Consider the following 25,908-nt stretch of genomic DNA (forward strand, 5'->3'; position numbering starts at 1 on the left):
AAATCATGCGCGACGCTATATGTCGCAGCCCATATATTTCCTTACAAAAGTCCTTGATATTTTCTGTGAAACGCGCTTTTATGGTGCTACAAAATTACGCGCACTGACAAAATAAAAATTAAGGCAAATTTCTATGAGTCTGTCATTTTCACAAATTCAGCAAGCTTGGCAAGCCCAAGATCCAAGTTTGGTCGATAAATTATGTACATTGGCAACTCAAGCTGATGCGATTCCCGAGACGCCCATCCCCGAGCATGAGCTTACTTTTGATCGGTTTTTAGATAAGATATTTAGTCATCAATTTCGGGAGCAACACCCCGAAGTACAGTTTGCAGAGCGCGTGGCAATGATTGCCAAATTGGAAGCAAACGAAGGCGTCTACCCCCTCCCAGATCGCTATAAGATTCATATAATACTGACCGCACTGTGGGAAGATGGCAGTGCGTATTCTAGAACTATTTTAAAACAAGCTATTACGGCTTTGCCAATCAGCTATGGTGTGTGGAAAGGTTTAAAGCGCATTTATAAGCAAGCAGAATTTTCTCAAGATTATGAGATTTTTGGGCAAATAGCCGCCAAGATTGATTCACAGCGTTTCAATCAAACCGCCAACTCTGCGGTCAGCCTAGCCACCAAAACCTATATGAGCCTCAGAGCCTGGCGTTATTTGCGCCAGCTAGGACAGCAAATGCCAATTGGCTACATTGATGCCGCCGTCTCTGTACTCGCCAGCTATGACGAAACCATGACGGCAGGCAGCCTTGAACAAACGAACAGCTGGGTACTTAATCATATCTGCTTCCATAACAGCCTTGATTATGGGGTCAATCGATTCAGCAGTCGCTCACCTCGCAAGCTCTTTGATGCCAAAGGTCGCGCCTTCTCTGAGGCATGGCAACGAGACCCTGAACCACTTATCCAGCTATTGGCCATCGCCAAAAACGAGGCTGTCAGACAGTTTGCAACCGATAGCCTAAAACATGACTTTAAGACCCAATTACGTGATGTGAGTGGTGAGACGCTACAATACCTATCTGCTGGACAAGCGCACAGCAAAGCGCGTGATGAGATGATAGTTTGGCTATTAGAAAATTCACCGCATTTTGAAAAGTCTAAGTTTCAAGTATTGGGCTTGCATCAAGTGGTGCTAAAGCTACTCCATTCACACTATCCTGCCGCCTATCAATATGCGATTGGCTATGCCAAAAGCTATGCTCAAGACTTATCGCTCACTGAGCTGATGCTACTGGCCATGTCAGATTATGAACCTGTTAGAGCATTTGCCATCAATAGTATCCTGAGTCGTGACCCTGTTGCTGATATTGGTGTCAACGGTTGGGGTCAGCTATTAGATACCGAACATCACTATCAAACCGCGAGCAAACAACTTAGCAAACACTTTACGAGGCGCGATTTAACCCCTGAATGGTTCTTTGAGCGATTGACTAGCGGCAAAACACACAGCGTAAAATTTGCCATAAAAAAACTACCTGAGCTCTATAGTGTCAAAGAGCTAGGGACTGAATACTTTATTCGCATTTCCCAGCAGTTAGATATACCAGAAGTACACGACTTCTCTGCTAATAACGACAGCGACTGTATGAACTTTGTGTTGGATCAGCTCAGACGTTTGGATTTGGGCCAAGTAAATGCGGCAGTATGGCAAACACTGCTATTACATCCACTATCACAATCGACTATTACCGATTGGTTTGATGAAGATATACTGTCAGCCGCGACGCTTGATATGAGCTATTGGCATGCACTTGCCTATGAGCCTGACTGGCAAGTGAGTGAATATATTGAACAGTTAAAATCTACTGATACTCCTACTAAAAACTGGCAAAAGCATTTGGCCTTTGATGAATATTTAGCAGAAACCGTGCGAAATTGGCTGTCTGATGTACGTCGGTTTGCGCCGATAGATTTAGGTTTCGACTGGCTTATGAATCTTGCGCATAGCGATCAGGCACTCTATCGCGAATTTGCTATTGAGCGCATTAACAAAGGGTTCTTGCCTGCCGACTTTGTCGCATATCTTGACAGTAATGAAGACGCCTCTACTGACAACGCTTCCAGTAATAGCATTGACAATAAAGGTTCTGATAGCAGTGCTGCTACTGAAGTAGATTTAACCGGCCAACGCTATTTATTCACGGGCAAGATGCAAAGCATGACTCGTGGCGAGGCCGAAAAAGTTGTGAAAGCAGCTAATGGTGCCATCAGTGGTGCTGTTAATGGCAAGTTGGATTATCTAGTCATCGGTGATGATGGTTCACCGTTATATGGCAATGGCCGTAAAGGTAGCAAGCAAGTGAAAGCCGAAAGCTTAATCGCCGATGGTGCGCCGCTAAAGATTATTTCCGAAACTGCATTTTTACAGATGCTGAGTGGTCAATCGAGAGAGGTGTCTGAAGACGATACTTTTGCAGGTGCCAATGCACTGTGGCATATGGCAACAGATGACGCCACTGCACCCATCAGTGAGCTTGCGATCAGCTACCTCAGTCATCATCATGAACAGATCTGTATGGCACTGACAGACAGACCTGTCGATCCTGATGCGATTGTTCCTTCTTCGTTTTTTGATGCGGAGCGTGTCATTCCTTTACTGCAACACCGTAACAGCCAGCTGCGAGCATTTGGCTTATTACTGAGTGAGTATGAGATGGCGACGTGGCAACCAACGCCAACCCTATGGCTGATGATGGCAGAATCTCCCTATACTGAAGTCACGCAACTGCTGAAGCGTGCGCTATTGGATAAGCCATCCGTTGCCAATCGACGTTATCACGTTCAGTCAGCACAATTGAATGCTGGCATGCTGAATGCGTTGATTGAAAGCAAAGCGCGAGTCGCTCGCCAAATCGGTATCACCCTACTACAGCGTCACGCCAATTTCCAAGATGTGCAGTCTCTATATCGATTGACCCAAAGCACAGACCGAGAAGTACGTTATGCCGCCGTGACCATGCTATGGAAACACTATAAGGCGCGTCACGTATCCCCAAACTGGCAACCAACCAGCACCGATAAAGATGTTGTCAAAAATACAGACAGCAGTAATCAACCAGTCATAACAGAGCAGTCAGATAGACGTTTGGCAAGCTTGCCTGCAGAAATCGATCAGCTACTAATGCTGCTATGCCGTGGTCTTTTTGAGCTACCACCTGGCCGTCTAGGCGGTTCGCAAGAGCCGGCTGCTAGTGACAGCAGTAAGCATAAACAACAACGCTACTCAGATAAAAACTCATCAGAGCAAACTGAGTCAGATAGCAATATCACGCTAAAACCTATATCTGCGAGTCGTGCCAAATTGGCATTGATTGAGACTTTTCGTGATGTGGCATTGGCTGACAGCACCTTTGCAGCGCTCATTATGCCCACACTGTTCACCTTTACGCACTCGGCAGGCAAGATGGAGCGTCATGCGTGTTTGGTTGCCGTTACAAGGCTATTGCATCGCTATCCTGAGCTATCTAAAAATCTGCAGCCAGTGGCATCGGCTTAACGGCTTTGGCAAACAGATATAGATAAATAGCTACTAGCAAGCTTTTATATTCAAAAAAAGATACTCAAAAAAATATGACGTCACCTCAACTGAGATAACACCATGAAAACAATAACACTCCCCTATTGGGGTCAAATTATGGGCTTAGTCAGTAAGGCCAACAGTACCCAAGCGGCAACTCAAAAGACAACCAAGCAAGATGGGCGCAGTCTTTTTATTACTCGCCAGCAGCAAGCATCTGCTACGGTCTTATACGTCCTTGATCAACAAGGTGAACAATTTAGCTTATCGACAACTGCGCTGCCTTGTGCGATGCAAGCCATCACCAAAATAGATGACAGCACTATTATTATGATTGGTGACGATGGTCATCTTTATCAAACGGATTGGCAAGCCAAGAAAGTTAAGAAGACCAGTGCCAAATCCTTACTCGATGCACCTGAAAATAATAACAATGATATAGGCCGTGCCGTAGCCATGGCGCCGCTACAAGATGCACTGGCTATTCTATATCCAAAACATATCGTAGTATGGCCTTATCAAAATAGTCAGGCCAGCAGTACTGTCATCATTGAGCCTTATTCGTCTTCTATAGCAGCATCAAATAAAGAATCCGCATTAACAGCGCTAGCAACCTCAAGTGATGGCTCGTGGTTAGTCGTAGCAGATAAAACGGGAGATGTTAGTAGCTATCAATGGACCTCAGATAGCGCGCAGCTCACTCTAAGTAGCCGCAAACAGCTCCATCAAGGTAAAGTAAACGCGCTGTGTTTTGAACCGGTCGGTCAGTACTTCTTCTCAGCAGGCGTAGATAAGTGCTTGTACCGAACCCATGTCCAAGGCGATCTGCATCCTGTTGATAGAGCCAAGTCTAGCCAACACAGTGAAATGATCACGGCGCTTTGTGTCTCAGACACACGGTTGTTCACTGCCGCCGATGACAAAAGTGTCAAATCATGGACATTTGATAAAGGTCAACCAAACAGCTGTAAAGAGGATCTAACCAAGGCTCGACAGATCGTCTTATCTTCTTACGCTGAGCAACCAATGCTCATCGTAGTCAGTGCCGATCAGAGCCTACGTTTCATACCTGTTGACCATACTAGAAGTGCGTCACAGAGTAGCACCTCACAAAATAGTACGGCACAAAACAGTAAGCTGCTGCCAGTTACTTATATCATCAAAGACGGCTATCAGAAAATCGGCCAGTTACTGACAGATACCTCAAACAATAACGATGTGTCGTTTAAAGAAGGCCTAGCGCTGCTACAGGCGCAAGCAGATAACCAAACGTTAGAACTGGTTAAAAAATTACTTGCTGATAGCGACACGCTCACGGCTAACCAAGCATTGCAATTGGTACAGTGGGTTGCGACTACTAATCTTGATAAAACTGCACAGGTTTTAGAGCAGCAACTAAGCTCGGCGCACAGTGCAAAAGTACGTCTTGCTGCTTTTCATGCCTTGGCCGACCGTGCAAGTACGGCGAAGCGCCCACTGCATTATCTAGAAGAAGCCTTTAAGAACCGTTACTACGAAGAAGTGGTGGCTTCTGCGTTGCAAGGTTACCTAAAGGTCGCGATGAAGGATGCCACGAGCCAGCGCCGCATCTTACCTATTTTAAGAGACGCGTTGTCACACAGTTTTGCGAATATTCGCAAGCAAGCATTGGCCTCACTTGAGACACTGTTGCCAGAGAACAGTCCTCAAGCAGATTTGATGGCATTGGACTGCAATCAGTCAGACATTGTCCAATCAGGGTTAATTCGTCTGTATCAGCGCGGCATGCTAAACCATCTTGAAGTCTCGCGTCAATTGATGCTGCTACAGAATCATCGTAATACAGAGATTAGGCAAACAGCATTTTACGTCTCATTGCTGTCTCAGCCTAAGTTGATAGAGGCATTGAAACAGCAAGGTGACACGCAAACATTACGTACCCTGTCTGATTTTGATGACTTTCGCTTACTGCGTGGCACGCTATTAGATAACGCTAGCAGCACAGCGACCAATGATAAGAGTGTTAAACCATCAGAATCCGATGAGACGATCCGTTTAACCTTATCTACGCAAGATTTTATCTCGCAAGCAGATAGTGCCCAAGCATCTAAGAGTAAGGCTAAAACGGCCAAATCCAAGAAGCCTGCTGCTGAATCTATAAATCTAAGCAATGACACGTTAGAACCCTTATTACAAAGCTTAAGCAACAGTCATGAAGATATCAGTTTCCGAGCGGCTTATGCGCTGGCTTGCCTACAAGACAAACGTGCGTTTGGCACCCTGATTAGTCTGATGAGCCATGATGACAGTGCCATCATCCGTGCTGGTGTCGCCACCGCGCTTGGTCATTTAAATATAGAAGACGCCAAAGCAGTCCTACCGACATTACTAGATGATAAGGACGCTGGCGTGCGACAAGTGGCTATGCAAGCCTATGGCAAATTGGCAGACAATGCATTGTCTTGGGCAGCGACGGGTTTTGCTTCTAAACATCAAGACATTCACGAGCAGTCTTTAGCACTGTTTTTAAAGCATGTTGCAGCAGATAGCTCAAATAATAGTGACAAAAGCGCTCAAATGTCGTCAGAGATGACAGACATATTGCTACAGGCATTGAACAACCCTTTTACCAGTATTCGGCTAGAAGTGGTTAAAGTTCTATTAAACCGCCAATTTAAGCAGTCATCTGACAGCGCCATCGTTGACATCATTGAGCTATTGCAGCAAAGCCTCTTTGAAGATGTGCACCAAGTGGCGATAGAGGAATGGCAACGACTGCTGCTAGCGATGAATTCGAAACATAAAACAAATAAAGTTGAAGAAACTGATAGTCAAAAGACCAATCAAGCTGTCTTAACCTTGTTTTTTGTAGATACGTTTGCCGCTATTCGCAAACAAGCCTTTGACATCGCACTCAAACAAAGCAAGCATTTAGGGTTTGCTGACGTCATGTTGAACGCGCTTGCCAGCCCTTATACTGATACCAAGAAACTGGCCCTTACGACAGTGCAAGCCAGAGCGAATACGACTCAGCTGACACAACTGATGCCAGCTCTCGTGGCAATGTTCGCTGATGACAGTATTGAGCTGCGTAAGCAAGCCTTGACGGTTGCTTTGGCGCTGACAGACTTACAGCCTACTATTTTAGCGGATCACAGTAGCCTAGATGATAGTAGCACCGATGATCAACCGAATCATCACGAAGCATTGATTACCGCGGCCCTCAACAGCCCTTACCCTGATATTCAGCTAACAGTCGCTAAACTACTGGCCAGTCAATCTCGCTTATATGCTGACGAAGAACAGGCACAGCGGAGTGATGAACAAGCGTATCAAGTCTTTAAGCACTACTTAGAGTTGCCTATGCCCTCTCAAGGCAAGAAAAGTGACAGCTATACCCAGTGGCACAATCATGTAAGCCAAGCGCTGTCTGGCTTGTCTAAACTGGCATACCCATCAAAGCATGATGCACTAGGTTGGTATGCTAAATATCTACACCACCCTGATGCTGATTTTAAACCTCTTGCACCAAAGATTACGCAGATAGTTTCTTTTGCAGACATTGATCGACTGGTAAAATGGCAAAAAGATGAGCACGCCATTATCAGTCAATCAGCCAGTTTATGTTTGGCTATTTTGGGTGACGCTCGCGGGCAGTACTTCCTTACTCATGACATTAAAGACGAGACAGACAATCTTAGTACGCTTGTTGCACCGATGACCCCTATGCATTGGCTTCAAGCACAGCATGGCTTGACCATCACTCATGCCCGTCAACTACAGCCTTTGTTTGAGTCAGAGTCCTATGCCGTAGCAGCCAGACTACTATTGATATTTAATGATTTACAGAATGGCTTGCAAGGTGGCAGGCAAGCTCCTGAAACGAACGTTACCAGCACTGTCAGGCCCAATCGACTGATAGAAGCATTAAGCTTTGCGGATAATGACACGGCAGTAGTCTACGCCAATATACTCGCTCGTTACCCGAATGACGTACGACACCCTAATAACCAGCAAGCACTATCATCAGCTTGGCAGTACCTAAGTGATTACTTGTCACGTCAATTAGGCGGTATTTTATCCGCTCACTCTGAAGTCATTGCGATGATGATAGATGCCATGCCAAACATGGCCGATAAAGGTGGTGTTAAAGGACAGTCGAATAGTACGGCCTCTATCCGAGCAAGTATTCTAACGACGGTAAGTACCGAAAACTTACAACAGCTTGCCAACCTCAGTCGACATCAGCAGCCATTAGTACGCGCGCAAACCATTAGTGTCATTTGCCACTTATCTGAATTACTCGCCCATGACTACTATGACGATGAGGACGATGTTTTTGAGACATTACAAAAATGGCAACGCAGTTTACAGGCCTTGTTAAGTGCTCACTCTGTATCAGCCTCTATTCAGGATGTTTCAAACGACGATGCGCAAACAGTAGGTAGCTCTGCTACCGGTCAAAAAGACAGTTCTGAAGTGCATTATCCATACCAATCCCTTGCTTTTGGCGCTTGGATTGGCGTCATACGCGCAGGCGATGATTATTATGCTAATAGCAGCACCACAGACCAAGCCATTCGAGGGCTAATGTGGCTTGCTACTCGACCATCGCAGCTTAACACTAATAACGATGAGGACTGGCGAGACAGTACCAGTCGTGTGTTGTTGCCATTACTCAACCACAGTAGTTTTGACACTCGTGAGCTGGCTTGGGCATGCTTGTATAAGCTAAACATGCCAGCCAAAAAGCTGGCTGACTATGCCATGAGCACGCCCTACCGTGATATGGTCAAACGCGGCTTGGATTTATTGCTAGATATCGCAAATAACAATGCCGTACAGCAACAGAGTAAACCAACGGATACAGCCACTGTCAGTAGTAGCGCTGATCAACAACTCATTGATTTGTTAAAAACCAATAATCACACCTTAGCAGAAGAGACCTATCAGCTGCTAAAAGGTCGACTAGGCCATCTGCCAGCCAGCTTACTTGGGCTACATACCTATTGTCAGTCGTTACTGCCTCAGATCGTTACTGAATGGAAACAGGTCATTGTTACGCCTTTTACAAACAGTCAGTCGCCGTCAGTGCAGCGTCAAGACAAACTGACGTTTTTGCTGCATGCTGTGAAGAGTGATGATTGGAATGCAAAATATCAAGCACTGAGTCAACTGGTCGAGTTTCATGACGTACTCTTTGCGGACAGCACGCTATTTGATAACTTGTTCGATTTTGCTGAAGACGCTCAGGCCAGTAATGAGAAATACCGTAGCTGGCAGCTGCTTGTCGATGCACTCACGTCGTACCAATTCATCCATAAGAACACTTTAGATGGTCGCTTTGAAAGTGGTTTAGAGAGCAGCTTTGATATTGCTACTGCTGAACAAGTTGCTAATGAAGCGCACTTACGATTATTAGCCTTACTTGATGATCCACATATCAACAAACCTAAGCAGTTTATTTATAGTGATATCGCTGACCTACGTAACACGAATCTCGTGGCGCCATTACTACAGCGTTTAGAAAGTCTGTTTGAGCACACGCCGCAAAAAAATAAAGAAGAGCGTAAATATTTATTTGATACCTTAGTAAAAATCAGTGGTTACGATCAAAACATCGATGATTATTTGGACGAGCGCGAAGACACCCGCTGGTTACAACGTCAGCACCCTAGAGACTCGCAAGTCTTGCTGTCACTGTTTACTACGCTTATGACTCATAGTGATTATGCTCATGCCGCGCAGTTATTACCGTCACTGGCATGGGTACAATCGATTGAGAGCGATTTATCCTCGCGCATTGATACTGCTTTGGCGCTAGCCTACGAGCAGATGCCAGCTAAATATATCTTTAAGTTGGTTGAAGCACTGGCATATCGTGCCAAAAGACGACACGGCAGCATTGCTTCATTACAAAATGCCCTGCGTAATAAAGACGCCGATGTGCAATTTGCGGCGGCTGAAGGACTGGCTAAGTGTGGTCATGCTGATGGGGTCAATATCTTGATGGCAACGATAGATTATAACCCTGATGCTGAATTCCGCAGCTGCAGTGTGTTAGCCATTGGCGAGCTGCTAGGCAGTAACAACCAAAGTCAAAATACTCACTCGCCTAATGCTAGCTCGCCTGCGGACAATGCCGATAAAAACTTACAGGTTCATACCTTGTACAAAGCCTATGATAAGTTAATCAAACTGGCTGAAGACGATGAGCATTACCTACAAGACGTGGCTAGCGAAGCCTTAGGTCGCCTTGCACAAGGTGGTGACTTTGAGCATAGTTCGCATATTTTTGAGCTATTAAGATCGCACTTGTCAGACCCCGCAGTCCATTTCACCAATCCTGCCATTGTCCATTGGTTAAATGGACTGCGCTGGCTCAACACAACGCCTGCTTGGGAACAAATTCGCACCTATATCCGCACTCATATCGATAAAGCCATATTCTTCCGTCCACAAAGGCATGCGGTATGGCTACTGCAGATGAATGATAGCGATGCCAATAAAGCATTAATTTTAGATATCTTAAAGCAAAACAACCTAGATTGTGCTGTGCTTATGGCGGCTTATACTGCGGCACAGAAAACCTGGGGCAGCCTCGCATCGCAGGTTTACCCTTATGATTGGGCAGCCATCCAAAGCCATAATGATGACTTTATAGAAGAAACTGAGCATTTGAGTCTAAAGCGTATCATTGATAATAGCAGCATCGATGAGCTGACAGCATTTATCACCCAGCATGGCGCGCACTTACCAGCCGACACCTTGATGGCACTGCAAAATGCCATTATGGCCAAGCAAGACATGCCAACATCGCAGCTTACCGCGTTGATTACCAGTAGTAACACACTGACACAGCATATTGGACTGTGCTATCTGACCCAATATCCGACCAACTATCTAGACAAAGAAATGGTTGCGACGTTGCAGCAGCGTTTTGACACTGCAAGCGAGCAATGGCACACGCTTATCGATACCATCAACCGCAGTCCGACTACTATCAGCAACAACCAGTGGGTTGATATGGTTGAGCAAGTGGGTACCACCATCTCGCAACTGGTTTGGCTAATCATGCGTCATATATCCATTACAACTGCCAAAGGAACTGTCGATAAAATGGCAGCCAAGCAGATTCACGCAATGCTTAGTTGGCTCAATGATGCGCGTCAACCATTGACCATCACCTCTATTCCACTACTCTCTACGACTATTAGCGGTTGGTGGCAGCAAGCGCTGTTGGCACTACTGGCTAGACCAGTCGCTGACGATAAGGTGTTATCAAATATAGTGCCAACATTGAGCAGCGTATCAACTATGGTTCAATCGCCGCTCACTTATGACAACCAAGCCTTACTAGGAACTGTGATTTCTCGTATTGAACAAAGCGGTACATCTACCCAAAAATCCATAATAACGGTAGTAAAGAATGCGCTGAAAAACAGTACGCTAAAACATAAGAGCTCGTCTACCGAGATACCAATCAATCAGCAGCTGCTACAGTGGATCAGAGCAAAAGACGCTGATGCACTCTATCATTGTGCAAGTAATGACAACATGGAGCTGACGGTTCGTATTCGTGCTATCGAAGCGCTTGGACAGCTACATGATCTAAATATTGAACAATGGCTGACGACGCTCATGGCACATGAAAACTCAGACATCCAGAAGCTTGCTTATAAAGTACTACGCCGCTGGCAACGTGCCATGATACGAGCACAACAAAAGCGTCCATTGGCATATAGTCAGGACAGCAGTCAAAAAAGCAATCAGGGTGAAGGAGACAGTCAATGACTATAGACAATCAATTAGACCAAGCATCAGAAACAGAGTTAGAAGTAGCAAACACTGATGGCCTAATGATGCAGTTGGACTACGCCGCACCTAGCCAAATCAGTCAAGTTAACGAATCGTCAGACTCACTGTCGGAGGCGCAAACGACCGAACACACTCAGCATGTGGCACTATTTGCTCAGCTGAATCGATCGGAGGTTAACTTCCACGGTAAGGTCAAATCTCCCCTTGTCTTTCGTGACAGTTTGCTAGCGCTGTTTGATGTGGTGAGTAGTGATTATCGCTATGTACCAAAAGACCGCTCAGCGTATACGGTATTTATGCAGATGCGCCGTGCTAGCAGCAATAAAAACCTATTTACTGCGCAGCGTGATTATTTCACGTGGTTGTTCGACAATGACCCACTGGCTTTTTGTATTTTGGACCCGATTATTCAGGTGCATGAGCAAGGTGTTAGCTTTGAGGTGTTTAGCCGTGATGAAGGCTGCTATGCTCAATTAACCTTGACCAATGAGATTTTTGAGCAAAGTGCCGAAGCTACCCTTGGCACAACAAGCATTGATTACAGTGCGGCGTTGTTCAACGGTATTGAAAAAATACGCGATCATCAGCAAACAATGTTAGACATTGGTCATGAAGCGGTCGGCTTACAGTTACTCGAAACCATGCCAGAGACCGCTGAATCAGATACTGACAGTACAGTAACCACGCCCACCGTAAAAAAACAGATCATAGAAAAGCGTATCAATGTTCCCAAAAGCTGGATCAGAGCACTGTTACAAGTACAGTCTGCAGGTCAATTACCACAAGACATCATTCATCTTGATCCAATCGCACTGTATAACGTATTGTTTGAGCTGCGCATGCATGCTGACATCAAAGGCAAACGCCGTGGATTATTGATTGAGCTTAGACCTCAGCAGCTGCCGGTGATTATATTAGAGCCTTTTGACATCACTGTTACTAGCCAAGTCAGCCAACAGCAAAAGCCCTATCAAGGTCAAAAAGCGAAGCTGATTCGCTTATGGGGTCGCCGTCGTCTCAGCCTATTAAAACGTCTGTTGCCACATACTGGCAGCGTTTCGGTGTCGCTACTGGGGCAAGGCATGCCAAGCTATTGGACACTAAAAGGCAAAGGCTTTCATTTTACCTTTGCTATGACAGGCTTTAGCCAAGCCAATTGGTCACAGTCATTAAACTTTGACTTGTTACTACCCAAGCGCCCATTGCACAATACATTAGCTGCTAGTGAAGGGTTATCAGGCAGTAATAGTAACGACGATAATAATGGCTTGTCCGTATTGATTAAAACCCTGGCAAATACTCCTAGTACGATAGAAGATTTGGTAAAGTCGCTATCAGCAGATGCTTCATTAAAATCTGTGCCTATTTCTCACTCACAAGTGCAGCAATGGTTACTGTCAGGTACTCAGCAAGGCTTAATTCGCTATGAGATGGCGACGCAGCTGTATCACTACAGACCTTTGACCCAAGTGCCGCTTGATATGGTGCAGTTTGCTTACCACAATGAGGCAGAAAAACAGGCCTTTGATTTGATTAGCCGTACGGATGCCGTGCAGAAGTTCTCTGTTCAGACTGTCGCTGTCAAAGGTATTACTATTCGTGCAGATATTCATGTCGAAGAAGACAGACGCACTTATCACAGCCAGCTGCAATTAGGCGATGAAGGGCTAGTAACTAAGGCGGAATGCAGCTGTCCGCAGTACTTGCAGCATCGTCTCACTCATGGTGTGTGCGCGCATCTTATCGCGCTACGACTTCGATATAACCAATACGACCCAAATAACACCGGCAATGATAGCTGGCATGACACTCGTGTCTTGAGTAAACGCGTACCGAGCAAGCGCTTTAATCAACCCAAGAACAAACAAGAAAGCGTACAAGTAAAAGCAACCCATAGCTCGTTAATGACATTACCTGTTGCAACGACACTTGATTTGACGGCCTTAGCACAACCAACCGCCCAGTCACATGCAATTGCAAGCGATAAGACGCAAGCGTTAACCACACAAGAGACCGCTATTGCTTATGTTTACATCACCATTGCCCATAAGAAGATTACCATTGAACAAACAATAGGTGACAAGAATACGCGCCAGCAGCTGGTGTTCAATCAGCCTGCTCAAGCCAAAGCCGCATTTTTACAACATATTGCTAGATTTGAAGCCAAAGGCTTTATCGAAAACCAAGGGATGTAATGTATGACCACACACACAGCTAACAATAACGATTACATCAGCCCTGATCCAGCACCCACTCCTTTTGAGCGTCAGTGGCAGCAACTATGGCAAGATATTGAGCTGGCGGGCGGACGTTACCAATATGTTCAGCAGCAGCTGGTCAGTCAAGGCTTTATGGTCGATCGTCAACCTGTCGACAATATGAGCCCAAAAGAACGTGAACGCTATAAGAAAGCCTTAAAAAAGGAAGCAGTAGAAGAAAAAAGTCTCAAAAAAGCTGCTTGGCAAGCATACAAAGCGCACCACATGGTTTATCTTGGTCGTCATGTATATTGGACGGACGATACCAGTACTGATAAGTGGGATGTAAAAGACGCGGCCAATCGGCTGATTGAAAACAAACTGCCGCTGCTGCGTAAACATAATGAGCTCGCAGAAGCAGTTAACCTCACCATTCCGCAGTTAAAAGGATTGTGCTATCAAAGAGAGGTCGCCACCAATTTGTCTTATTCGCATTTTACTATTGCCAAACGCAATGGCACAGCGCGTCAAATATGGTCACCGATACCACGTTTGAAGTTTGTACAACGCTGGATTTTGCACAATATTTTGAATAACTTAACGACGCATGGTGCCGCCCATGGCTTTGTACGCGGCAAATCTATCGTGACCAATGCAGCCGTACATAGCAATAGCGAGCTGCTTATTAAGCTAGATGTCAAAGATTTTTTTCCTAGCGTGAGCTGGCGCCGTGTCAAAGGGGTCTTTCGTCATGCTGGCTACCCAGAGCAAATTTCGACATTACTGGCATTACTCTGTACGGAATCGCCTAGGCAAGTGGTACAGCAAGATGGTGTTACCTATTATGTGGCGTTAGGCGATAGAGCTTTACCGCAAGGTGCGCCTACCAGTCCGGCATTAACGAACATCGTTTGCCTAAATCTGGACCGCCGCTTGACAGGGTTGGCAGAAAAGTTGGGACTACGTTATAGCCGTTACGCCGACGACTTGACCTTTAGTGTTCCTGCTATTGAAGACATCAAACCCAAATCGAAGGCTAAAACAACGATTAAATCCACGACCAGCATCGCAAAGAAACAAGCCGATACGCAGCACAACAAGCTAATCGGACAACTGCTCGGCTCAGTCCATAAGATATTACGCGAAGAAGGTTTTGCATTAAATAATGATAAAACGCGCGTGATTCGTAAAGGCAATCAGCAACAAGTGACAGGCATGGTGGTCAATGGACAAGGCGTACCTAGGGTATCTCGTCAAATCAAAAAAATGTTGCGGGCGGCGGTACATAATTTAGAGTCAGGTGGCAAATTACGCGCGGATGAGACTTTAAATACGCTGGCAGGATATGCCGCTTGGATAGCCTCGGCAGAGCCAGAATTGGGACATAGTTATCTAGATAGGATTGAGCGTTTGCAAGTGCAGCAAGAGACACCTGCATAGATATTTATTTATATTTACAAAAAATGAGTATTAGAAAAATTCTATTTCTAATACTCATTCAAGTGAAGCATATTAGCGCAGAATTATATTTTCATTAGACTGATAAGAACGGTGCGGTGCGACTGTCTTTTGATTGGGCAACGTCATATGGCGTACCTTGAGCGACGATTACCCCGCCCGCATCCCCTGCCCCTGGCCCAATATCAATGATCCAGTCGCTATTGCTTGCCACCTGCATATCATGTTCAACCATGATGACAGTATTGCCCGCGTCGACAAGACCATTCAGCTGCGTCATCAGCATAGACACGTCAGCAGGGTGTAGGCCAGTGGTTGGCTCATCCAATATGTATAGCGTGTCGCCTCGCTGCGTGCGTTGCAGCTCGGTAGCAAGTTTAATACGCTGTGCTTCGCCGCCTGATAATTCGGTGGCAGGCTGACCCAGACGTAAGTAACCAAGTCCAACTTGTAGCAATGCCTCTAATGCACGCAAAATAGGTGCTTCATCAACAAAAAACTCATGAGCCGCTTCAACCGTTAAGTTTAATACTTCAGCGATGTTTTTATCTCGATAAGTGATTGCCAGCGTTTCATCATCATAGCGTTGCCCATGACAAACCTGACAAGGCGCATAAACACTTGGCAAAAACAACAGCTCAACACTGACAAACCCTAAGCCTTCGCAATTTGGGCAGCGACCTTTGGTCGTATTAAAGGAGAACCTGCCAGCATCATAGCCATGAGATTTTGCTTGCTTAGTCGCCGCAAAAATTTTACGCACATCGTCAAACAGACCCGTATAGGTTGCCAAGTTAGAGCGCGGTGTACGACCAATTGCTTTTTGATTGATATTAATGAGACGACGGACGTGCTCCATACCAGCGACGATCTCACCGCCAGTTACTGACTCAAGCTCTTGCTCAAGTAAATCCGCCTCACCGACAGGCGCTTCTGTAACTGTCTTTTGACCCAATGCTTCATTGATAAGCTCTACCAACGCTTGACTGACGAGACTTGATTTTCCTGAGCCCGAGACCCCTGTGATACTGGTCATGACCCCAAGCGGAAACTCAACGTCTAATCCTGTGATATTGTTTCGCTCGATGTTGGCAAGCTTTAGCCACTCTGTCGGCTGTCTTGTACTAGATTTTGACTGAGCGTGAGACGTAGCACTGGCAAAGAGATATTGGCTGGTATGCGACTGCGTAACCTCACGAAGTCCATCTACAGGGCCACTATAGACAATCTCGCCGCCATGCGTGCCTGCCTTTGGCCCGACATCGACTATCCAATCGGCATGTCTAATGACACTAACATCATGCTCAACGACAAACACTGAATTACCAGCGGCAATCAACTCATCCAATGCACTTAGCAATGCTTGAGTATCAGCGGGATGCAGACCTGCCGATGGCTCATCAAGGACATATACCACGCCAAACAATTGCGAGCGAATTTGAGTGGCTAATCGTAACCGCTGTAGCTCGCCAGGAGAGAGAGTCGGTGTGGTACGCTCAAGCGAGAGATAGCCCAACCCTAACCTTGTCAGCGCTTCAACACGATAGAGTATGTCACTGGCGATACGCTGGGCGACGATGGCTTTTTCGCGGTTTGGTGTCTCATCGGCTACCTTGGTCCGCGCTGTTTTTTCCAGTTTCTGCGCCATTTCCGTCAGTGTTAGCTGTGATAGCTCTCCGATATCGAGTCCTGCAAACTTAACCGATAGCGATTCTTTCTTTAGTTTTTTACCATGACATTCTGGACACTCAGATATCTGCATAAACTGCGAGACACGCTTTTTGGTACGTGGGCTCTGAGTGGTGGCAAAAGAGTGCAAAATGAAGTTTTTGGCACTGGTAAACGTACCCATGTAGTTTGGCTTTTCGCCCTTTTCAATCGCATCACGCGTTTGCTCAATGTTGTATTCAGGATAGACAGGCACCGTCGGCGTATCATCTGTAAACAAAATCCAGTCGCGTGTTTTTTTCGGCAATGTGTGCCATGGTTTATCGATATCATAGCCCAATGTGGTCAATATACGGCTGAGGTTTTGACCTTGCCATGCTGGTGGCCAAGCCGCAATCGCACGCTCGCGTATACTCTTATTGTTATCTGGAACCAGCAGCTTTTCAGTGACCTCAAAGACACGACCGATACCTGAGCAAGTTGGACAAGCACCATCTGGGGTGTTGGGAGAGAATGCGTCAGCGTATAGAATCTCTTGATCAGCGGGATACTCTCCTGCGCGTGAGTACAGCATACGCAGACCATTGGATATCGTCGTTACGCTACCCACAGACGAGCGCACTGAAGGCGTGCCTCGTTTTTGCTGCAAAGCAACGGCTGGTGGCAACCCTTCTATAGAATCAACATCTGGCTCATCAACCTGATCAATGAGTCGTCTCGCATAAGGCGATACCGAATCAAGATAACGGCGTTGCGACTCGGCAAATAGTGTACCAAATGCTAATGACGACTTCCCTGAGCCGGAGATACCAGTAAAGACAACTAAGGCATTGCGAGGTAAATCGACATCAACGTTCTTTAAGTTATGTACACGCGCGCCTCTGACCTGAATATTATCTTGGTCAGGATTATAAAGGGTATTTCTCACTGTGTTTGTTTTACTTGTTTTTTCTTCTAGTTTTTTTGAGTTCGCCATAGCGTTATTGTTCCTATCGAATCGATGTTTATTCTTAACGGGCCTAGTTTTCTTTACTTAATTAGTTGTCTTTATTTAATTAGCAGAAAGGTTAACACGTACTCATGCGTGGCCATGGCTAGGCTTACGTATCAATAGCATAGATAGACAAAACGATAACTCAAGTCACCCAATCATTAATAATAAAAAAACCCGCATCAATGCGGGTTTGGTTTAGCAAAATATGCTATTAAAATACTGACAATCAATTTAGACATTAAGACACCACCAAGCGCATCAATTGGGTGCTGATATAACCACCAAATGTCCCTACTGCGTAACCTAAAATACCCAAAAACACTCCTACTGGTGCTAGCGATGGATGAAAGGCTGTGGCGACAATTGGCGCTGAGGACGCACCGCCAGTATTAGCATTGGAGCCAACTGCCAAAAAGAAAAATGGCGCACGAATGAGTCTAGCGACAGCAAATATGATAACGACATGGATGCTCATCCATAGTAAACCGATAAGCAATAGTCGCCACTGTGAGACGATACCTGCCAGATTGATTTGCATACCGATCGCGGCGATTAATACAAAGATAAATACCGTGCCGATTTTTGATGCGCCAATATGGTCTAACCTACGTATCTTAGTGAATGAAAATATAACGCCTATTAGGGTAATAATTACAACCATCCAAAAGAACGAACTGGCAAAGCTATACTGAACGGCCCAACTATAAGGGGCAAAGAACTCTGCAATCTGACCGCCGACAAAGTGCGCGACCCCGACCATGGCAAAGCATAAGCCAAACATCACCATCAAATCATTGATGGTTGCTGGGCGGGCATGATCACGCTCATAGCTCTCGACTGCTTTGACCACTTTATCAATACTACTCGTATCAGCGCGCAAAAAACGGTCTATCTTATCGCTGTGTTTAGCCATTACTAAGATAGCTAGCAACCACAGTGAGGCATTGGTGGTATCAACCAAAATCATCATACCAAATAGATCATCACTGACTTCAAACAGCTCCTTCATCGCTGCTTGGTTAGCTGCGCCGCCAATCCAACTGCCTGCTACAGCAGAGAACCCACGCCATAGTGTGTCATCGGTAAACATCGCAGGCGATATCCATTTAGCGACTCCCAAACTGATCGGACCACTGATGACGATAGCGATACTCGCAGCAAAAAACATAGCAATCGCTTTCCAGCCTAAGCCCAGTATTTTAGGCACATCCATGGATAAGGTCATCAATAGCAAACTTGCTGGCAGCAAATAAGTGGCAGTAAAGCCATATATCTGCGAACCAACACCATCGGCAAACACACCTAAGCTATTCAAAGTGGCTGGTATAAAGCAGCAAAGTACAATACCAGGCAATACAGCATAAAACCGACGCCAAAACTTACCAGGTAAGCCTTGGGTATAAAAAACCAGACCAATAATGGCCATGATAATGCCAAAGGCTAATGGCAAATTATCAATTGCTAAGTTTGAGTTGGCAGGCATCAAGGCGCTCCAAGAGTTACAACGGGCAAAAGTAAATCAGTATAGACAAGGCAAAAAACTCCTGCAAGCAGCCATCGACTATTAGCTAAGATTGGCTGAGTAGTATTTAACAGAATGAATAGCAAGGTAACGGCTAGGCAAGTAAGGACGTAAGCTAATCATGGCGCCATACAAAACAAGTAAACGCAAAAAAGCCAGATAACAAGTATCTGGCTTTTTTAGTGCTATCTTTAGACGATTAATGAATCAATAATTTTAATCGTCAAATATAGCTGTATTACGAGTTGTTACCACGGTTGCCGCCGTTTGGACGACCTTGGCCACGGCTGTCAGAACGACCAGCTGGACGACCTTGGCTGCCGCTTGGACGACCGCGACCAGTTGCAGCACGCTCACCGCGTGGAACGCCATTGCTATCACCGCGGCTTGGGCCACCAGTGCGCTTGCCTTGATACGGCTTGCCACCTGAACGCTCATTTGGTTTGCCTGACGTGTCACGTGGCTTACCTTGATAACCGCTGTCGTTGCTAGCACGTTGACCAGTTGGAGCACTATCGCTTGAACGACCACGACCTTGACCACCACCGCTAGATTTACCAGCATAGCCACCGCCTGAACGACCACGGCCTTGACCGCCACCGCCGTTAGAACGACCACGACCACGGCCACGACCATTACCTTTGTTTTCGCTAGGTACGTAAGTTTTCTTAGGCTCCATACCTTCGATAACACATACTTCCATTTTGCGATCTAAATAACGGTTGATAGCGTTAAGCTGTGGACGATCATCCATGCTACATAGGCTGATAGCAACACCAGTACGACCAGCACGACCACAACGACCGATACGATGGACGTAATCTTCAGTCTGACGCGGCAAGTCATAGTTGATAACGTGCGAGATAGCTGGGATATCTAGACCACGAGCAGCAACGTCAGTCGCTACTAGGATTTTTACTTTACCATTACGCAAGTCTTGAACGATACGGTTACGCTTGCTCTGTGGCAAGTCACCATGTAGGAAGCTTGCTTTATGGCCTGCTTCTTGTAGCTGTTTAGCCAATTTCTCAGTACTACGTTTGGTAGCAGCAAAGATAATGATCTGTTCCATATCTTGCTGGCAAACGATTTTGTCAAGTAAACGGTTTTTGTGATCAAAATCATCACAGTAGTACACTTTTTCTTCAATGTGTGCAGATTCTACTTTGATTGATACGCGCTCAGGGTTCTTAGTGAAGCTAGCAGCGATTTTACCGACTGGGCCATCCCAAGTTGCTGAACACATGATCGTTTGACGATCGATTGGTGCTGCACGAAGGATATCACTGATATCATCAGCAAAACCCATGTCTAGCATACGGTCAGCTTCGTCAAGTACCAATACTTCTAGGTTTGATAAATCAACGCGGCCTGCATTGATATGGTCAAGTAGACGACCAGGAGTTGCAACGATTACTTGAACGCCTTTTTTCAAAGCAGTAATCTGACCGTTGTATGGTGCGCCGCCAACTAATGGCACACAAAATAGACCACGCATGTCTTTAGAATAAGTGCGAACGCTATCATGTACTTGCTGAGCAAGTTCACGCGTTGGCGTTAGGATAAGTGCTTTGGTTAGTTTGTCAAAGCTAGTGGCACGGCTCAAACGGTCAAGTACAGGGATAACGAAAGCCGCTGTTTTACCACTACCAGTTTGCGCTGACAATAAAAGGTCACGACCGGCTAGAGCAAAAGGAATGGCTTGTTCTTGAATAGGTGTTGGGTTGGTATAGCCACTGCGATCAAGCGCAGTAAGAATTGGCTTAGCAATGCCAAGATCAGTAAAGGTGATTTTGTTTTCTTCAGTGGCGTCAGTAGCAGCCGCTTGAGTATTGTTATCAGTATTTGGAGTGTCAGTGCTTTCGATGATGCCGTTTTCAGCGGCGATTGCAGATAAGATGTCAGTCATAAGAATCCTTGGTAAGTATAAGTTGCTGTAAATTCAGCAAACTTGATGCATACCACTGATAACCGTTCACCACGCTGCTCTTATTAGCATTACCGAGCAACATAAAATTGTCGATAATTAGAAACCAAGCCAATAGAGCTTAGCGTCTTTATAATAAATGCGTTCGTGCTGTCTGACGTATTTTGGTGGTAGTGCCGAGTGTCTTATCCTTGCTTGATATACGCTCATTATCAATGCTTTGTCCAAAGCAGATAAAGGCAAACAGCAACCAATCTAGACCCTAGTTATAGGCCAGTAGATAAGATATGAGTCAAAAATAACTGATATTTTTAAAAGGTTATTTAAGTACACAAAATCATCGGCAACAATTACTTATGGTCATCCTAGACCCAAAATCGCAGGCGATGTTATCAATCTCATAATTCACGAAAGCCTAAGCTAACGTGGCGACGCAGTATAGCATAATAAAAAATTATATGTACCTATTTCTTCAATTACTGAGTAAATAAGCACTAATAGTGTTGATAATAAACAAATTTAGGTAGTTTATTTAATAACTTAAATGAACTACTCGCTATTTATCTATCGTACTACTTTGACTTCTGTTACATAAGTAGGTAGCTGCCATGCCCCGCCTGCCTCGATTAAGCGGCAAAGTCCTGTGGTGCTTTCATGACTTTTTTCAAAGGCACGGCCTGTCCATAACCAATCGGTTTTGCTCATGCAATCACCGATGCCGCGTCCTTTTTGTACAGAGGTAAGCTTGCCTTTATCGTAGCCAGTAGCATTGGTCGTTACCAACGTTGGCTTATAAGGTTTACTGTCATTGATCACCCAAACCCCTGCTCCAGCGTTATAAGCGCCTGTCCAGCACTCATGCTGTGCCAACAGCTGCGAGCCATTTAGACGACTGATACGCCAAGGTGATTTGTCTGAAAGATTGGGACAAACGCTGTCTGCATCTTTCATTGTGCCTTTTACCAACGATGCCAACTGAGAGGACCTCATCACAAATTTTTTGTCATTACCATCGTCCGCTTTGGCACTTGGCACGACAAACCGCAGTACTGGCGCGGCTTTAGGAGGTAATATACCGCCACTAGATTTAACAGCATCTTCATTTTTGACAAAAGCACTGGATGTACCAACGCGACCTTGGAACTCATCGGCTTTTAGCATAGCAGCACTGGCACCTTTGTCAGAGAGCTGCCAACGTGAATTGCGCAAGGCCAACGTAATCTTGCTAGATTTGGTCAACGCCTCTAACAATGCAATTACCTGCGTTTGAGTAAGCTCAGCGTTACCTGCAGCGGCTGAATACGGCTTCGTCTCGCCATAATCCTTGTCATTAATAAACAACGAGATGCGATGACGATTACCAAGCTGCATTAAGGCTTTAGACGAGCTGTCCTTTGCCCCGCCAAGTTTTACTTTACCATCCACGCTAGCATTCGCACCTGCGCGGCGTACGAGCAATATAGAAACCGGAAACTCACTGTTATTCTCTGCTTGATAGCCTGCCAGCCGGCACGTACGCGTATTATCACAAACGACTTGCCAGTCTTGACTGGTAAACTCAGTCGATGTACTGGCCATACTAGTGGTACTGAATAAAGCTGTGCTAAGCGCTGCAAATACAGGCAGTAATATTTTATTTTTTATCATAAAGGTGGGTTGTTCTTTTATTTTTTTAGGTATGTTTTCTGAATAATGCTCTACAGTGATGTTTTTAGGATTTTTATTAGATTGGGCACTATCTTTATAGCTATTGTTATCATAATTATTATCGTCATAGGTAATGCCTAACCTACTAACACCAGTTAAATCAGCGTCTCTTGATAGCGACATATTGTTTATATAATTATTGTCTTTCATAATCATCACCTTTCAGTAGAAGAAGTATAAACACCTATCTATTGTAATGGTGCTCGGCTATCTTAACGCACTAGTGTTTCTATCTGTTGTACTAATGTATCATTGTGTAAAGACAAAAGGAAGACCTAACATGGGTTGTATTCATTTTTATAAATACAAATAAAAAGGCTGATAAGTTATTTGCTTATCAGCCTTGCTGTTGTGTTTAAGATTTATTTATGTTTAGCCTGTACTACTAGATCTAAACTGTATTGGATACTTAGTTTAGTCGATTGGTTTTAGCTCTAGCGCTACTGCACGTTTGACTGCAGGACGTTCAGCGATTTTCTTAGCCCAACGCTGCAAGTGTTTATAGTCTTCTACTTGTAAAAATTCTGCCGCGTCATAGAGCTTACCCAGTACCAACTGGCCATACCAAGACCAGACAATCATATCCGCAATGTTGTAATCAGACTCATCATTGCCACATAGGTACTCATGATCTTTTAGATGCGTGTCTAATACATCGAGCTGACGCTTGGTTTCCATCGTATAGCGATTAATTGGATACTCTAGAGGTTCAGGCGCATATGCATAAAAGTGCCCAAAGCCGCCACCTAAGAAAGGCGCGCTACCCATTTGCCACATAATCCAAGACAAACAATCTGCTCGCGCTTTACCAGTAGCCAGTGGCAGGAACTTATCAAACTTTTCTGCTAAATACATTAAGATAGCGCCCGACTCAAATAGTGCTATCGGCTCGCCTGCTGTATCAGTAGAATGATCGACCAAAGCTGGAATCTTTGAATTGGGGTTTATCTCTACAAACCCTGAGCCAAACTGCTCACCTTTAGAAATGTCGATTTTGTAGGCATCATATGCTGCCCCATCAATGCCAATCTCTGCCAGCTCTTCTAATAGTATGTTTACCTTGACACCATTTGGCGTATTTAACGAGTACAGCTGTAACGGAGCATTGCCAATAGGCAGCTCTTTATCATAGCGAGCTCCAGACGTTGGACTATTAATACTAGCAAATTTACCGCCGTTATCTTTATCTTGTGTCCAAACTTTTGGTGGTACGTATTTATTATTATCTTGACTCATAATTTATCCTCGGTTTGTATTTATGACTGCCGCGAAGGTTTACTATAACGAGAACTCATAACGATATTAAAGTCCTCTCTTGTAATCAATGTTATGTTTCTACTGCTAAAGTAAAAGAAGATAAGCTATTAGCAGGCACCGGCTTTTTTGTCTTATTTCGTCTTTTTTCCTTTTTTGGCAATTCTTTGCATCGTTTCTCTTATATTAGTTATTTTATATCAGTTACTTTGAGTCACTTTTATTATGAGCTAGGCTTTTTTATACTACTCAGCTTGCATAGTGATCTGCTCGCAAATCCGCTATTTTCTTACTTTATAACGAGACGTTCAATGGGACTCACATGGTAACGCTCACTCCGACTCAAGATAAATACCTGCCTTATGTACTAGCGGTAGCGCTATTTATGCAAATTTTAGACGCTACTATTTTGAACACCTCGTTGCCACAAATGGCGCAGGCACTCGGTGAGTCACCACTGAAAATGCAGTGGGCCGTCATCAGCTATGCATTGACCTTGGCGATTTTTATCCCTATCAGTGGTTTTTTAGCGGATAAATATGGCACACGCCGCGTATTTTTATCAGCGGTCATCATTTTTTGTGTTGGCTCATTACTGTGTGCGGCGTCGCAAACATTAGATTTTTTGGTTGCTTCACGTGTGGTACAGGGTATCGGCGGTGCCATGATGACGCCTGTCGCTCGTTTGATATTGGTTAAGTCTTATCCGCGCAATAAGCTGCTTACTGTGATGAATTTCGCTGTGATACCCGCGTTGGTTGCACCACTAGTCGGTCCAGTATTGGGCGGCTATATCGTGCAGTATGCTAGCTGGCATTGGATATTTTTGATCAATATACCGATGGGTGTGGCAGGTTTTATCATGGGCAAAAAACTGGTGCCAGCGCTCTATGAAGATACCAAGCGTCTTGACTGGACAGGATTTGTATTGTTTGCCGCCGCTGCTTGCGGTTTCACACTGGCTGTCGAGTTTGGTTCACAGACAGGTCGCGGGATTTATGGGGTATTACTCGGGTTAGGCGCAAGTCTATTGATCGGTGCGTACATCTGGCATGCCAAACGGCGAGCAGCTCCCCTGTTTCCACTCAGCTTGTTTAATATTCGCACCTTTCGAATCGGTATTACAGGCAATTTGTTTACGCGGCTTGGTATCAGTGCCGTGCCATTTTTGCTGCCCTTATTACTACAGGTGGTGTTTGAGTACTCACCTTCGCAAGCGGGTTGGTTGCTTGCCCCGATTGCGGTTGGTGCTATAGGTATCAAACCTTGGGTTAGCAAGATTATTCAGCGGTTTAGCTACCGTAAGGTGCTGGTCTACAACACCTTGTTTATGGGTTCACTTATCATTGTACTAGCGCAGTTTAACGATGCGTCGCAGTGGCTATGGTTTATACCTATTTTGACCATCATGGGTGCCTGCAACTCTATGCAGTTCAGTGCGATGAATACGATTACTATTGGCGATTTACAGGGCACACAAACCAGTAGTGGCAACAGCTTAATGGCGGTCAATCAGCAGCTAGCGATTAGCTTTGGCATTGCGTTCGGTGCCGCTGTGTTAAATCTATTACGTGAGCGTCTACAGATGGATACACTAGTGGCGTTCCAAACCACTTATTGGATATTGGGCATTTTGACCATTCTCTCGGGGCTGTATTTTTTACGTCTGAAACCTGAGGATGGCCGCGGTTTATACTAGGGCGTGTCTTCAATCAAGACAAGCTTTCTAGTGAGTGAGAGTTTACGTACGGCACGTCTCTATTCTGTATATCCGAAACGTTTAAGATAGCTTATCTATAGACAGAAAAAAGCCAGTATACGATTGTGTTATCAATCTTATACTGGCTTTTT

Annotated in this window: 10 protein-coding genes; 5 read left to right on the plus strand and 5 right to left on the minus strand. The window is 45.1% G+C overall.

All coding sequences use genetic code 11. The features are described from left to right. Positions 1-133: 133 nt before the first annotated feature. From ACQKCP_RS03620 to ACQKCP_RS03635, 4 genes are all read left to right on the plus strand, one after another. Complete coding sequence (locus ACQKCP_RS03620) at positions 134-3,511, plus strand: hypothetical protein (protein WP_427611330.1); 3,378 nt, start codon at positions 134-136, stop codon at positions 3,509-3,511. A gap of 102 nt (positions 3,512-3,613) precedes the next feature. After that, positions 3,614-11,305, plus strand: coding sequence for a HEAT repeat domain-containing protein (locus ACQKCP_RS03625; RefSeq protein ID WP_427611331.1), 7,692 nt, complete (start codon positions 3,614-3,616; stop codon positions 11,303-11,305). Continuing rightward, on the plus strand, positions 11,302-13,524 hold the full coding sequence (locus ACQKCP_RS03630; protein ID WP_427611332.1) for a hypothetical protein: 2,223 nt from the start codon (positions 11,302-11,304) through the stop codon (positions 13,522-13,524). Before ACQKCP_RS03625 ends, ACQKCP_RS03630 begins: the two co-directional genes overlap by 4 nt. Before the next feature lie 3 nt (positions 13,525-13,527). Further along, entirely contained in the window at positions 13,528-14,967 is a 1,440-nt protein-coding gene (locus ACQKCP_RS03635) for a reverse transcriptase family protein (protein WP_427611333.1), read from the plus strand. Between the two features lie 94 nt (positions 14,968-15,061). On the opposite strand, the gene uvrA is transcribed toward ACQKCP_RS03635, so the two are convergent. The 5 genes from uvrA to yghU form a co-directional block, all read right to left on the minus strand. Then, the gene (uvrA, locus tag ACQKCP_RS03640; protein ID WP_427611334.1) at positions 15,062-17,629 is read right to left on the minus strand and encodes an excinuclease ABC subunit UvrA; all 2,568 of its coding nucleotides are present in this window, start codon (positions 17,627-17,629) and stop codon (positions 15,062-15,064) included. A gap of 256 nt (positions 17,630-17,885) precedes the next feature. Continuing rightward, positions 17,886-19,130, minus strand: a complete 1,245-nt coding sequence (locus ACQKCP_RS03645) for a DUF819 domain-containing protein (RefSeq protein ID WP_427611335.1) — start codon at positions 19,128-19,130, stop codon at positions 17,886-17,888. A gap of 277 nt (positions 19,131-19,407) precedes the next feature. Beyond that, on the minus strand, positions 19,408-21,078 hold the full coding sequence (locus ACQKCP_RS03650; RefSeq protein WP_179799169.1) for a DEAD/DEAH box helicase: 1,671 nt from the start codon (positions 21,076-21,078) through the stop codon (positions 19,408-19,410). Between the two features lie 582 nt (positions 21,079-21,660). After that, positions 21,661-22,953, minus strand: a complete 1,293-nt coding sequence (locus ACQKCP_RS03655) for a DUF1176 domain-containing protein (RefSeq protein WP_427611336.1) — start codon at positions 22,951-22,953, stop codon at positions 21,661-21,663. 264 nt (positions 22,954-23,217) lie between these two features. Next, on the minus strand, positions 23,218-24,039 hold the full coding sequence (gene yghU / locus ACQKCP_RS03660; RefSeq protein WP_427611337.1) for a glutathione-dependent disulfide-bond oxidoreductase: 822 nt from the start codon (positions 24,037-24,039) through the stop codon (positions 23,218-23,220). Between the two features lie 340 nt (positions 24,040-24,379). Between yghU and ACQKCP_RS03665 the strand changes: the two genes are divergently transcribed. Beyond that, complete coding sequence (locus tag ACQKCP_RS03665) at positions 24,380-25,756, plus strand: DHA2 family efflux MFS transporter permease subunit (RefSeq protein ID WP_427611338.1); 1,377 nt, start codon at positions 24,380-24,382, stop codon at positions 25,754-25,756. The last annotated feature ends 152 nt before the right edge of the window (positions 25,757-25,908 follow it).

The sequence above is a fragment of the Psychrobacter sp. NPDC078631 genome, from assembly GCF_050268165.1.
Lineage (GTDB): Bacteria > Pseudomonadota > Gammaproteobacteria > Pseudomonadales > Moraxellaceae > Psychrobacter.

Bases quoted from the DNA above. Each gene is read 5' to 3' on its own strand.
- ACQKCP_RS03620 (WP_427611330.1), top strand. From the start codon at position 134: ATGAGTCTGTCATTTTCACAAATTCAGCAAGCTTGGCAAGCCCAAGAT.
- ACQKCP_RS03625 (WP_427611331.1), top strand. From the start codon at position 3,614: ATGAAAACAATAACACTCCCCTATTGGGGTCAAATTATGGGCTTAGTC.
- ACQKCP_RS03630 (WP_427611332.1), top strand. From the start codon at position 11,302: ATGACTATAGACAATCAATTAGACCAAGCATCAGAAACAGAGTTAGAA.
- ACQKCP_RS03635 (WP_427611333.1), top strand. From the start codon at position 13,528: ATGACCACACACACAGCTAACAATAACGATTACATCAGCCCTGATCCA.
- uvrA (WP_427611334.1), bottom strand. From the start codon at position 17,629: ATGGCGAACTCAAAAAAACTAGAAGAAAAAACAAGTAAAACAAACACA.
- ACQKCP_RS03645 (WP_427611335.1), bottom strand. From the start codon at position 19,130: ATGCCTGCCAACTCAAACTTAGCAATTGATAATTTGCCATTAGCCTTT.
- ACQKCP_RS03650 (WP_179799169.1), bottom strand. From the start codon at position 21,078: ATGACTGACATCTTATCTGCAATCGCCGCTGAAAACGGCATCATCGAA.
- ACQKCP_RS03655 (WP_427611336.1), bottom strand. From the start codon at position 22,953: ATGAAAGACAATAATTATATAAACAATATGTCGCTATCAAGAGACGCT.
- yghU (WP_427611337.1), bottom strand. From the start codon at position 24,039: ATGAGTCAAGATAATAATAAATACGTACCACCAAAAGTTTGGACACAA.
- ACQKCP_RS03665 (WP_427611338.1), top strand. From the start codon at position 24,380: ATGGTAACGCTCACTCCGACTCAAGATAAATACCTGCCTTATGTACTA.